Source organism: Nocardia brasiliensis IFM 10847, from assembly GCF_000710915.1.
Classification (GTDB): domain Bacteria; phylum Actinomycetota; class Actinomycetes; order Mycobacteriales; family Mycobacteriaceae; genus Nocardia; species Nocardia brasiliensis_A.
On record NZ_BAUA01000074.1, the window covers coordinates 1 to 12,372 of the forward strand.

Annotated in this window: 9 protein-coding genes and 1 pseudogene; 3 read left to right on the top strand and 7 right to left on the bottom strand. The window is 67.2% G+C overall.

The window, feature by feature from the left end; all coding sequences use genetic code 11:
- Window positions 1-236 (bottom strand): annotated as a pseudogene (locus NBRGI_RS15550) (DUF5666 domain-containing protein); the annotation flags it as partial.
- A 128-nt stretch (window positions 237-364) separates the two neighbouring features.
- Window positions 365-2,920, bottom strand: coding sequence for an ATP-dependent chaperone ClpB (gene clpB / locus NBRGI_RS15555; RefSeq protein WP_029896898.1), 2,556 nt, complete (start codon window positions 2,918-2,920; stop codon window positions 365-367).
- Between the two features lie 321 nt (window positions 2,921-3,241).
- On the opposite strand from clpB, the gene NBRGI_RS15560 reads away from it, so the two are divergent.
- The 3 genes from NBRGI_RS15560 (at window position 3,242) to NBRGI_RS15570 (ending at window position 6,358) form a co-directional block, all read left to right on the top strand.
- A complete protein-coding gene (locus tag NBRGI_RS15560; RefSeq protein WP_029896900.1) occupies window positions 3,242-4,177 on the top strand; it encodes an NADP-dependent oxidoreductase in 936 nt (311 codons plus the stop codon).
- 226 nt (window positions 4,178-4,403) lie between these two features.
- Window positions 4,404-5,561, top strand: a complete 1,158-nt coding sequence (locus NBRGI_RS15565; RefSeq protein WP_029896903.1) for an FAD-binding oxidoreductase — start codon at window positions 4,404-4,406, stop codon at window positions 5,559-5,561.
- 14 nt (window positions 5,562-5,575) lie between these two features.
- Window positions 5,576-6,358, top strand: coding sequence for an FAD-binding oxidoreductase (locus NBRGI_RS15570; RefSeq protein ID WP_051727800.1), 783 nt, complete (start codon window positions 5,576-5,578; stop codon window positions 6,356-6,358).
- A gap of 94 nt (window positions 6,359-6,452) precedes the next feature.
- Here NBRGI_RS15570 and NBRGI_RS15575 read toward each other — a convergent pair whose 3' ends face one another.
- The 5 genes from NBRGI_RS15575 to dnaK all read right to left on the bottom strand — a co-directional run bounded on the left by NBRGI_RS15575 (window position 6,453) and on the right by dnaK (window position 12,287).
- Window positions 6,453-7,622 (bottom strand): FAD-binding oxidoreductase, encoded by a 1,170-nt coding sequence (locus tag NBRGI_RS15575; RefSeq protein ID WP_029896907.1) that lies wholly within the window; start codon window positions 7,620-7,622, stop codon window positions 6,453-6,455.
- A gap of 551 nt (window positions 7,623-8,173) precedes the next feature.
- Window positions 8,174-8,581, bottom strand: a complete 408-nt coding sequence (locus NBRGI_RS15580; RefSeq protein WP_029896909.1) for a heat shock protein transcriptional repressor HspR — start codon at window positions 8,579-8,581, stop codon at window positions 8,174-8,176.
- On the bottom strand, window positions 8,581-9,741 hold the full coding sequence (gene dnaJ / locus NBRGI_RS15585; RefSeq protein WP_029896911.1) for a molecular chaperone DnaJ: 1,161 nt from the start codon (window positions 9,739-9,741) through the stop codon (window positions 8,581-8,583). Before dnaJ ends, NBRGI_RS15580 begins: the two co-directional genes overlap by 1 nt.
- 48 nt (window positions 9,742-9,789) lie before the next feature.
- Window positions 9,790-10,443 (bottom strand): nucleotide exchange factor GrpE, encoded by a 654-nt coding sequence (grpE, locus tag NBRGI_RS15590; RefSeq protein WP_029896913.1) that lies wholly within the window; start codon window positions 10,441-10,443, stop codon window positions 9,790-9,792.
- Window positions 10,440-12,287: a molecular chaperone DnaK gene (dnaK, locus tag NBRGI_RS15595; protein WP_029896915.1), complete on the bottom strand. Its 1,848-nt coding sequence runs from the start codon at window positions 12,285-12,287 to the stop codon at window positions 10,440-10,442. Before dnaK ends, grpE begins: the two co-directional genes overlap by 4 nt.
- Window positions 12,288-12,372 lie beyond the last annotated feature (85 nt).

A 12,372-nucleotide genomic window follows, 5' to 3' on the forward strand; every position in this document is an offset into this window, starting at 1 on the left:
CTCTCGTAGCCACCCCACTGGTTGTCGGCGGGCGGGAATTCGCGAGTCGCGTTCGGTGGGGGCGGTGACCACGGCTCGAACTGCTCGGTCGCCGGATACGCCGAGGGCGCGCCGGACCCGTACGCCTCGGAATACTCCGTGGTGTGCAGCGGCTGCTCGAACCCGGACTTGCCCGCCAGGTGCTCGGTCGGCGCATCCTCCGGCCGCTGTCCCCACGGATCGTTCGGGTTGGTCATGGACTCCAGGTTAGGCGTTACCGGGCCTGCTCCGGGGTCATGCGCGACAGGAATTCGGAGTGCGCCCGGATAACAGCGGCACGGCGCCCTCGGTCCGACCGGACCGAGGGCGCCGTCTTCACCGTGCCCTACTTGCCGACGATCAGCCCGTCACCGTCCGGCGAAACCGTCACCTTCACGGTGTCCCCGTCGGTGACCTCACCCGAGAGCAGCTCCTTGGCGAGCGTGTCGCCGATCGCCTGCTGCACCAGCCTGCGCAGCGGTCGCGCACCGTAGACCGGGTCGTAACCGCGCACGGCCAGCCAGAACCGGGCCGAATCGCTCACGTCCAGCTTCAGCCTGCGCTGCGCGAGCCGCTTCTGCAGCTGATCGAGCTGGATGTCGACGATGTGCTCCAACTGCTCCTCGTCGAGCGCGTGGAACATCACCACGTCGTCGAGGCGGTTGAGGAACTCCGGCTTGAACGCCGAGCGCACCGCGTTCATCACGAACTCGCGTTCGCCGCCCGCACCGAGATTCGAGGTCAGGATCAGGATGGTGTTGCGGAAGTCCACCGTGCGGCCCTGGCCGTCGGTGAGCCGTCCCTCGTCGAGCACGGCGAGCAGGATGTCGAACACATCCGGGTGCGCCTTCTCGATCTCGTCGAACAGCACCACCGTGTACGGCCTGCGCCGCACCGCCTCGGTCAGCTGACCGCCCTGGTCGTAACCGACGTATCCGGGCGGAGCGCCGACCAGCCGAGCCACCGCGTGCTTCTCGCTGTACTCGCTCATGTCGATCCGGACCATGGCGCGTTCGTCGTCGAACAGGAAGTCCGCCAACGCTTTCGCCAGCTCCGTCTTGCCGACGCCGGTAGGTCCGACGAACATGAACGAGCCGGTCGGCCGGTTCGGGTCCGCGACCCCGGCGCGCGCCCGGCGCACCGCGTCCGACACCGCCTGGACCGCCTCGGTCTGGCCGACCACGCGCTTGCCCAGCTCCTGCTCCATCCGCAGCAGCTTCTGCGTCTCGCCTTCGAGCAGCCGGCCGACCGGGATACCGGTCCAGGCCGCGACCACCTCGGCGATATCGTCCGGGCCCACTTCCTCTTTCAGCATCACGTCGCCGTCGCCCGCGCTCTTCGACGTGCGTTCGGCTTCGGCCAGTTGCGATTCCAGCTCCGGAATGTCCTTGTAGCGCAGCTTGGACACCTTCTCCAGGTCGCCCTCGCGGTCGGCGCGCTCCTCCTCGCCGCGCAGCACCTCCAGTTCCTTCTTCAGCACCTGGACCTGATCGATCGCCTTCTTCTCGTTCTGCCAGCGGGTGGTCAGCTGGTTGAGTTCCTCACGGGCGTCGGCCAATTCGGAACGCAGCTTCTCCAGGCGCTGCTTGGAGGCCTCGTCGGTCTCCTTGGTCAGCGCGAGTTCCTCGATCTCGAGCCGGCGGACCGCACGCTCGATTTGATCGATTTCCACTGGGCGGGAATCGATTTCCATCTTCAGCCGGGACGCGGACTCGTCGACCAGGTCGATCGCCTTGTCCGGCAGGAAGCGCGAGGTGATGTAGCGGTCGCTGAGGCTGGCCGCGGCGACCAGCGCGGAGTCGGTGATCCGCACGCCGTGATGGTTCTCGTAACGCTCCTTGAGCCCGCGCAGGATGCCGATGGTGTCCTCCACCGACGGCTCCCCGACCAGCACCTGCTGGAAGCGGCGTTCCAGGGCCGCGTCCTTCTCGATGTGCTTGCGGTACTCGTCCAGCGTGGTCGCGCCGACCAGGCGCAGTTCACCGCGGGCCAGCATCGGCTTGATCATGTTGCCCGCGTCCATCGCCGACTCGCCCGTCGCACCGGCGCCGACGATGGTGTGCAGCTCGTCGATGAACGTGATGATCTGTCCCGCACTGTTCTTGATGTCCTCGAGCACGGCCTTGAGCCGTTCCTCGAACTCGCCGCGATATTTCGCGCCGGCCACCATCGCGCCGAGATCCAGCGAGACGACGGACTTGCCGCGCAACGACTCCGGCACGTCACCGGCGACGATGCGCTGCGCGAGCCCCTCGACGATGGCGGTCTTGCCGACGCCCGGCTCGCCGATGAGCACCGGGTTGTTCTTGGTGCGACGGCTCAGAACCTGTACCACGCGGCGGATTTCGGTGTCTCGCCCGATCACCGGATCGAGCTTGCCCTCCTGCGCGGCCGCGGTGAGGTCGGTGGAGTACTTCTCCAGGGCCTGGTAGCTGCCCTCGGGTTCCGGGCTGGTCACGCGCGCGCTGCCGCGCACGGTGGTGAACGCCTCGCGCAGCGCGTCGGCGTTCGCGCCGTATTTCGCGAGCAGCATCGTCACGTCGGAATCGCCCTTGGCCAGGCCGACCATGACGTGCTCGGTGGAGACGTACTCGTCGCCAAGCTCGGTGGCCAGGTGCTGGGCGGCGGTGATCGCGGCCAGCGCCTCGCGGCCGAGTTGCGGTGTGGTGGTGGTGCCGGTCGCCTTGGGCAGCCGCTCCACGATGTCCTGGGCCTCGCGCCGGACCGACGCCGGGTCGACGCCGACGGCCTTCAGCAGCGGGGCGGCGATGCCGTCGGTCTGATCCAGCAACGCCACCAGCAAATGGGCCGGACGAATCTCCGGATTGCCCGCAGCGGAGGCCGCCTGCAGCGCGGCGGTCAGGGCCGCCTGGGTTTTGGTGGTGGGATTGAACGAGTCCACAAGTCACCTTCCTGCTAGTCGATGTGGCGGCTCCGGAGCCTGATCCGCACGAAACCCTTCGCACGGCTCCGTGCCGTTCCTAACGTCCAACGTCGGAAAGGTTGAGTCTGTTCCGCTCAAGTTCAGTTGTTTTCCCGTGCGGTGCAACGCTACGCCGCGCCACGGTCGAACAGGACGAATCCCGCCGCCCGGTTCGGCCGCCGCACCCGCCGCGACACCCGTCAATGCGATGAATCACAGTGTCTACGGGGTATGGATGCATACGATGAGGCCGGCCGTTAGTTGATGCATCACTCTTCACCCGACCGAGGGAGCGAATGCATGCGCGCGATCGTGGTACAGAAGTTCGGAGCGACACCCGAGTTGGTCGACATGCCGGTTCCCGAGCCGGGACCGGGGACCGTCCGGGTGCAGATCGAGGCGGCGGGGGTCAACCCGTTCGACGCGAAGATGGCCGACGGCATCCTGGACGGCAAGATGCCCCACGATTTTCCGATGATCCTCGGCATCGACGGCGCGGGCACTGTCGCCGGCGTCGGGCCCGGCGTCAGCCGCTTCGCCGTCGGTGACCGGGTGGTCGGCAAGTTCCTGACCCCACCGGCGGGGCACGGCAGCTTCGCCGAGTTCGCGGTGATTCCGGAGAGCGGCATCCTGGTGCCCATCCCCGACGGCGTGCCGACCGCGACGGCCGCCGCGGTGCCGACCGCGGGCGTCACCGCACAGGACCTGGTGGACGCGACCGGGATCGAGCCCGGCCAGACGGTGCTGATCGTCGGCGCCACCGGCGGGGTGGGCTCCTTCCTGGTCCAGCTGGCGAACATGGCGGGGGCACAGGTCGTCGCCACCGCCCGCGCCGCGGTCGCGGACCAGATGACCCGGCTGGGCGCGGCCGAGACCGTCGACTACGCCGCGGGCTCGATCGGCGCGCAGGTCGCCGCCGCGCACCCCGACGGCATCGACGTGCTCTACGACCTGGTGAGCCCGCCCGCGGCGCTGGCCGACCTCCTCGGCCTCGTGCGCCCCGGCGGCGCGGTGTACTCCACCATCTGGTCCACCGACGAGAACGCGCTGCGGGCCAGGGGACTGCGCGGCGGCAACCTCGAATCCAGCGGCGGCGCAGCGGAATTGGCCCGTTTGCTGGACCGGGTCGCCGAGGGTGACGTGGTGGTGCCGATCGACGCGACCATTCCCCTCGCCGACGGGGTGAGCGTGCTCGGCGCCGCCGGTGCCCGGGGCAAAACCGTCCTCGCGATCTGAGTACCCTCGACAGCGGCAGCGCGCTCCCGACAAGCCGCGACTGCCATGATGTGATTTCCGCATCAAGGCCGTAACAGATGGCGTTAGCCCGACGGTTACCGTTTGGTCTGGGCTTCAGGGACATACCCGCCCCGACCACGGGGAATTCAGGGATACTGGTCCGCGGAGGACAGCCGGTTACGGGTAGGTCCCCGGGCAGAAACTGAGGGAAAGGAAACACCGCGTCGTGGATGCGCGTTCGGCTGCGCTGGTCCGCGCCAACTTCCGTTCGGTGATCGAGGCGCCGAACGGGCCCGAGCGGTTGGTCAGTGCGTTCTACGGTCATTTGTTCGCCGAGAACCCGCAACTGCGTGAGCTCTTCCCGCCTGCGATGGACATGCAGGCGAAGCGGATCGTCACGGCCATCCAGTATGTGCTCGACCATCTGGAGGATTGGGGACGGGCGCAGAAGTTCCTCGAGCAGCTGGCCCGGGATCACCGCAAGTACGGCGTCGACGCGGCGCACTACGACGCGGCGGGTCGCGCATTGCTGTCCGCCTTCCGTGCCTACAACGGCGCCGCCTGGCACCGCGGCCTGGAGGAGGGCTGGCGCGACATCACGATCCTGATCTCGGCCTCCATGGCGATCGGCGCGAATTCCGATAAATCGCAGCCGTTCTGGGAGGCGACCGTGGTCGGGCACCGGCGGGTGCTCGAGGATCTGGCCATCGTGCGGTTGCAGTCCGAGAGCCCGATCCCGTACCAGGCCGGTCAGTACGTGCCACTCACGGTGCCGCAGCGACCCAAGATGTGGCGCTACTTCTCGCCCGCGATTCCCGCGAACCCGTACGGCGAGATCGAATTCCACATTCGCAAGATCCGCGGCGGCTGGGTGAGCCCCGCCATCGTCAACGAGACCAGGGTCGGCGACCGCTGGCAGATCGCCGGTCCGCTCGGCGGCCTGCACGTGGATCGGGAAAGCGGCCGCGATGTGCTGATGATCGGCGCGGGCACCGGCATCGCGCCGCTGCGCGCCCAGCTGATCGAGATGGGCCAGCGCGGCATCAACCCGCGGGTGCACTTCTTCATCGGCGGCCGCTACCCCTGCGATCTCTACGACGTGGAGAACATGTGGCAGCTCTCGCAGAGCAATCCGTGGCTCACCATCGTTCCGGTCTGCGAACAGAAGACCAACCCGTGGTGGTATCCGCATCCGCCGCAGGAAGAGCCGTACGGCATGCATCGGCGGTTGATCGGTAACCTGGGCGCGGTGGTCGCGAGCTTCGGCGCGTGGGCGGACCGGCAGATCCAGATCGCCGGATCGGCGAAGATGATCGCGGATACCCGCCGGGCGTTGATCGCGGTCGGTACTCCGGAGCACATCATCAGCTCCGATCCTGTGTGATGAAGGAGGCCCCAATGGTGGGGGACCCTGGTGCGCGTGGCAACGGCGCACCGCAGCCGCCCGAGTGGACCGCGACCGTGGTCGGGCATCATCGAATCCGCCACGACCTGGCGGTGATTCGCTTGATCGGCGAGTTCGTCCCGTTCGTCGCGGGGCAGTCCGTCGAGGTGACGGTGCCGCAGCAACCGAGCATGCGGCGCCGGTTGTCCCCGGCGCTGCCGCCCTCGCTGGACGGCAAGCTGGAGTTCCATGTGCGCACCGTGCCGGGCGGCTGGTGCAGCGGCTCCATCGTGGCCGACACCAAAGCGGGCGACGAGTGGAAGATCCGGGCGCCCCTCGGCGGTTTCAGGGTCGACCCCGAGGGTGACGAGGTGGTGATGATCGCGGGCGGCACCGGACTCGCGCCGATGCGGGCGCAGATCCTGGACCTGGCGCGTGCGCCGGAACCGCCGCGCACCTATCTGTTCTTCGGCGGACACTCCCCGCGCGAGCTCTACGCCTCCGACATGCTGTACCTGCTCGCCGATGAATTGCCTTGGCTCACGGTCATTCCCGTGGTGGAGAGCCCGGACGACCCGAGCTGGGTGGACGAGTGGTACGAGCACAGCCGCGTCGACATCGGCTTCCCGCCGGACGACATGCTGTTCGGCACCCTCGCCGAAGTGGTCGGCTCGCACGGCGCCTTCGAGAATCACCAGGTACTGGTCTGCGGGTCGCCGCGAATGGTCAGCGCGACCGTCGACCGCCTGCTGGAAACCGGAACTCCGCCGGAGCGGATCCAATTCGAGGGGCTGTAACTCCGGAAGACCGGAATCCGGCCGCGGTACTGGGCACGGCCGGATTCCGGGTCGGTCCGGGATTACGGGAGGGGTCGAAATCCCGGACGGCCGGTCAGAACAGCGGGTCGTGGCGGATGTTCTTGGTGAGCGTCCCCGCGGCCATCAGGCGGAACTTGGTGGTCTGCACCATCGAAGGTGAGCCGACGATCTGCACGTCCCGGTCGGCCCAGGCGCCGTAGCCGGCGACCACCTTGCCGATCTGGCCGGTCAACTGCGGCTCCAACCCGGTCCAGTTCGGCGTCAGTGCGCCGGAATCCTGGTACCACCATGGGTTTTCCTCATGTTCGGTCACCGGGGTCACGGTCAGCCAGCGGTTCGCGACGGCAAGACTGTTGAGCGTGTCGAGATCGTAGAGGTCGCACGGATGGTGGCCGCCGACGAACAGGTGCACCTTCGGGTTGGTCCGGCGCTGCGCCATCGCCATCAATTGGGCGCGCAACGGCGCGATACCGGTGCCGCAGCCGACCATCAGCATCTTGCGTTTCGCGTTGCGCGGAATGCCGAGGCCGCCGAGCGGCGCGCCGAGCAACCACCTGTCGCCGATCGCGGTGTGGCCCACGATGGCCGAGCTGACCCAGCCGCCGAGCACGCTGCGAATGTGGAATTCGATCTCGCCGTTGGCATTTGCCGGTACGGCGGGCGATAGGTAGCGCCACATCCGGGGCCGGGACGGCACCTGCACGCTCATGTACTGCCCGGCCGCGTACTGCATCGGCTGATCGAGCTGCAACCGCACGATGGTCAGATTGCGCAGTACCGCACGGCTTTCCACGACGGTGCCGGTCCAGACCGGCGGTGTGGTCTCCTTCTCCGCGGCGCCGATCATGGTGTCGCCGATGACCGTCAGGCCTTCGTCCCAGGCCCGGTCCACCTCATCGGTCCACATCTCGGTGCCCGCGTAGAGCCGCATCGCGGTCTTCAGCGACTGGGCGACCGCGGCGTAATGCTCGCGCTGCACACCGTATTTGCGATGGTCGCGCCCGAGCTGAGCGAGGAAGGGCAACAGCTTGTTCGGCTCCTCGAGCCGGTCCAGCGCGTAGGCGATGGCCTTGACAAGGCGGTCACGCTGTGCATCCATGGCTGCCGGGAAGAAATCGCGGGCTTGGGGGTAGTCGGTGAAGAGGATCGAATAGAACGATCTCGCTAATTTCTCCTGCCCCCCTTCCTCCGCAGCAACCGCCTTGAACGTCGTTCTGATCAAAGCGACAGTCCGCGAATCCATTTGTGTCACAACCCCATTTCGCACTCGAACACAAAGCTGTGCCGGCGAGTGAGGTGCTGCGGGACACTCGTCAGCAGCCGTTGCCAAGGAGTGTATGCGAGGTTTGCCAGCTACGGAATCCTCCGTTTAAACATCAAGCGTGTAATTCCCCTGAAACGAGGATCCGCAGCGTGAAACGCCGATCAAACAGACTGAAAGACCGTAAAAACAGGTGAAATCGGTCACAGACACACTGAATTTGCAAGGCTCACTTTGAAAAACTCGAGTCTGGAGCGACCGTGCGGCAACTTCTGGACCATCCGTTGGTCACCCGGGCAGACCTCGGGCACGACCGGTCCGCGGGGGTCGGCGGTGAAATCCGGCGGAGAGCAGGACCGCACGGACCGAATGCGCGAAACACAGTCGCGCACCGGCTCTCGGCGTACCTTTGGCTAACCTTGCCGACGATGCTCCCGCAACGCCATCGGGCCCCTGTCCTCGGAACACGAATTGTGTGCCGGGACAAGGGGCCCGATGGTTAGCCAGCCGTATTCAGCGTTGTTGCGCGAGATCTAGCTTCCGCGACGATTACGGGGCTGCCACACCACCAGCGCGGTACTGCGTTGCGGCGGCGAGAGATCGGGCCGGTAGCCCGCCCGCAGCCGATCCAGCTCGGCCGCCATCTCGGCGACGCGCTGTTGCAGTTCCTCGACCTGATTGGTGAGCTCGATGATGCGCTTGATGCCCGCCAGGTTGACGCCCTCGTCCTGGGACAACCGCTGCACCTCGCGCAGCAGTTCGACGTCCCTGGTCGAGTAACGTCGCCCGCCGCCCGAAGTACGTTGTGGCGTAACCAGTCCCAGCCGGTCATAGGTGCGCAGCGTCTGCGCGTGCATGCCCGCCAGTTGAGCCGCCACCGAGATCATGAAGAACTCGGCTCGTGACGCCCCACCGGACGCCCGCTTCGGATCATTGGACATCAAGCACCTGCCCATCCTGCCCGTGGATCGAATCCGCTGGCCTTTTCCGCGTCCGCGTAGCGCCGCAACGCCTCGGCCGCGTTGTCATCCAACTTCTGCGGCACCGCGACCTTGACGGTGACCAGCAGATCACCGGCGCCGCCGCCGCGCTTGGGCACGCCACGGCCACGCACCCGCAGGATGCGGCCGTCCGCGGTGCCGGGCGGCACCTTGACGCCGACGCGCCCCTCCAGTGTCGGCACGGAAACCGTTGTGCCGAGCACCAATTCGCTGTAACTGACCGGTAACACCAGCGTCAGGTCGTCGCCGTTGCGGCCGAAGACCTTGTCCTGACTGACGTGCACGCTGACGAACAGGTCGCCCGACGGCGCACCACGCAACCCGGCCTCGCCCTGACCGGCGAGCCGAATCCGCTGTCCGTCACTGACACCCGGCGGGATCCGCACCGTGATGGTCCGGGTCCGGTTCTGGATGCCGCTGCCGTGGCAGTCGACGCACGGGTCGTCGATGATCGAACCGGTGCCCCGGCAGTCATCGCACGGCTCGCTGAAACCGAAGGCGCCCTGGTTGCGGCTGATGATGCCGGTTCCGTTGCAGTGCGGGCAGACCCGAGGGCTGGTGCCCGGCTTGGCGCCGCTGCCGTGACAGGTGGTACACGGCGACGGACTGGTCATCCGCAATGGAACGGTGACACCCTGCGCGGCCTCCCGGAAACCGAGGGTCGTCTCGGTCTCCACATCGGCCCCGCGGCGCGGGCGGCTCGCCGTCCGCGTGCCGCCCCGGTTGAACAGGCCGCCCAGCAGGTCACCGAGGCCACCGTCGCCCGCGTTCGCGTTGCCGAAGATGTCACCGATGTTGAAGTCCTGCGAGAAGCCGCCGCCCGCACCGGGGGTGAACCCGCCGCCGCGCGGATATCCGCCACCCGCGAACAGCTTCCGGGTGTCGTCGTACTCTTTGCGCTTCGCCGGATCCGACAGCACCGCATGCGCTTCGCTGACGGTCTTGAACCGTTCCTCGGCCTTGCTGTCGCCGGGGTTGGCATCCGGGTGCAAGTCGCGAGCGAGCTTGCGGTACGCCTTCTTGATCTCGTCCTGTGAGGCGCTGGAGGAGACACCCAGCTCCTTGTAGAAGTCCTTTTCGATCCACTCCCGTTGACTCACCGGATATCTCCTCCTCTCACAGTCCTGGGGTTGCGGCGCGCCGCGCCGTTATTGTTTGTTCGCACCGGCATCAGCATCCGATGCCTCTGTCTGCGCGGACCCGTCCTGCTCGGCCACCGCATCGGTTACCCCGACGAGCGCGTGCCGAAGCACCCGGTCGCCGAATCGATAGCCCTTGCGCATGACCAGCCCGATCACCGGTTCGTGCCCGGAGCCCTCGTGCTGCACGGCCTCGTGCAGGGTCGGATCGAACGGCTCACCCGCCGAACCGAATTCCTCGAGGCCCTGCTTGTGCAGGGCGGTGGCCAGTTTGTCGGCCACCGACTTGAGCGGTCCGGCATCGAGGTCGCCGTGTGCCCGGGCTCGATCGAGATCGTCGAGCACGCCGAGCAATTCGGTGACCACGGCGGCCTTGGCGGCATCGATCGCGGTCTTGCGATCGCGTTCGACGCGGCGCCGGTAGTTGGCGTACTCCGCGGTCAGCCGCTGCAGATCGGCCGTTCGTTCGGCGAGTTCACCGCCGGCGGCGTCGGCCGCGGCCTCGGCCGCCGTCCCGTTCCCGGCCTCGGGCCCGGGGCCCGCGGCGGCCTCCGCCGCGGGCTCACGAACCTCACCGGTCTCCGGATCAATCTTGCGGTTGTCCACGAAGGTGACCGGCTCTTGCTCGGTGTCGCGCTGCTCCGAATGCTTGCCGTTGGTCACTTCTTCTCCGTGTCGACCGGCTCGTCCACGACCTCGGCGTCCACGACCTGATCATCGTCCTGGGTCGCGGAGGCGCCGTTGCTCGACGCGGCGGACTCGTTGGCCGACGCCTCGTAGATCGCCTGGCCCAGCGCCTGCGACTCGGTCGCCAGCTTCTCCACGGCCGCCTTGACCGCGGCGATGTCGGTGCCCTTGAGCGCCTCGTTCGCCTCGGCGATGGCCGCCTCGACCTTGGTCTTGATCTCGGCCGGGACCTTGTCCTCGTTGTCCTTGATGAACTTCTCGGTCTGGTGCACCAGCGACTCGGCCTGGTTGCGGGTCTCGGCCTCCTCGCGGCGGGCCTTGTCCTCGGCGGCGTGCGCCTCGGCGTCCTTGACCATCCGGTCGATCTCCTCCTTGGACAGACCGGAGCCGTCCTGGATCTTGATCGTGTTCTCCTTGCCGGTGCCCTTGTCCTTCGCGGTCACGTGCACGATGCCGTTGGCGTCGATGTCGAAGGTGACCTCGATCTGCGGCACGCCGCGCGGGGCCGGCGGGATGCCGGTCAGCTCGAAGGAACCGAGCAGCTTGTTGTGCGAGGCGATCTCGCGCTCACCCTGGAACACCTGGATCTGCACCGAGGGCTGGTTGTCGTCGGCCGTGGTGAAGGTCTCCGAGCGCTTGGTCGGGATGGTGGTGTTGCGCTCGATGAGCTTGGTCATCACGCCGCCCTTGGTCTCGATGCCCAGCGACAGCGGGGTGACATCGAGCAGCAGGACGTCCTTGACCTCACCCTTGAGCACACCGGCCTGCAAGGCGGCGCCGACGGCGACGACCTCGTCCGGGTTCACGCCCTTGTTCGGCTCGCGGCCCCCGGTCAGTTCCTTGACCAGGTCGGAGACGGCGGGCATGCGGGTGGAGCCACCGACGAGCACGACGTGGTCGATATCGGCCACGTTGATGCCCGCGTCCTTGATCACGGACTGGAACGGCGCGCGGGTGCGGTCGAGCAGGTCCGAGGTGATCTTCTGGAATTCGGCACGGGTCAGCTGCTCGTCGAGGAACAGCGGGTTCTTGTCGGCGTCGACGGTGATGTAGGGCAGGTTGATCGAGGTGCTCTGCGAGGAGCTCAGCTCGATCTTGGCCTTCTCCGCAGCCTCACGCAGGCGCTGCATGGCCATCTTGTCCTTGGTCAGGTCGATGCCCGCGCTGGCCTTGAACTTGTCCACCAGCCAGGAGACGACGCGCTCGTCCCAGTCGTCACCACCGAGGTGGTTGTCGCCGGAGGTGGCGCGGACCTCGACGACGCCCTCGCCGATTTCCAGCAGCGAGACGTCGAAGGTGCCGCCACCGAGGTCGAAGACCAGGATGGTCTGTTCCTTGTCGCCCTTGTCCAGGCCGTAGGCGAGCGCGGCCGCGGTGGGTTCGTTGACGATGCGCAGCACGTTCAGGCCGGCGATCTGGCCGGCTTCCTTGGTGGCCTGGCGCTGGGCGTCCTCGAAGTAGGCCGGCACGGTGATGACCGCGTCGGTGATCTCCTCACCGAGGTAGGCCTCCGCGTCGCGCTTCAGCTTCATCAGGGTGCGCGCGCTGATTTCCTGCGGGGTGTACTTCTTGCCATCGATCTCGACGGTCCAGTCGGTGCCGATGTGGCGCTTGACCGAGCGAATGGTGCGGTCGACGTTGGTGACGGCCTGGTTCTTCGCCGGCTGGCCGACCAGTACCTCGCCGTTCTTCGCGAACGCGACGATCGACGGGGTGGTGCGCGATCCTTCCGAGTTGGCGACGACGACCGGCTCTCCGCCTTCGAGAACGGCGACGACCGAGTTCGTGGTCCCGAGGTCGATTCCGACCGCACGAGCCATTGTGGTTCCTCCTATTGACGTACCTACAGGTGTCGGTGCTTGGGCGGGCTGTCGCCCTGCGGCCGGATGTCCGCATCAGGACCGT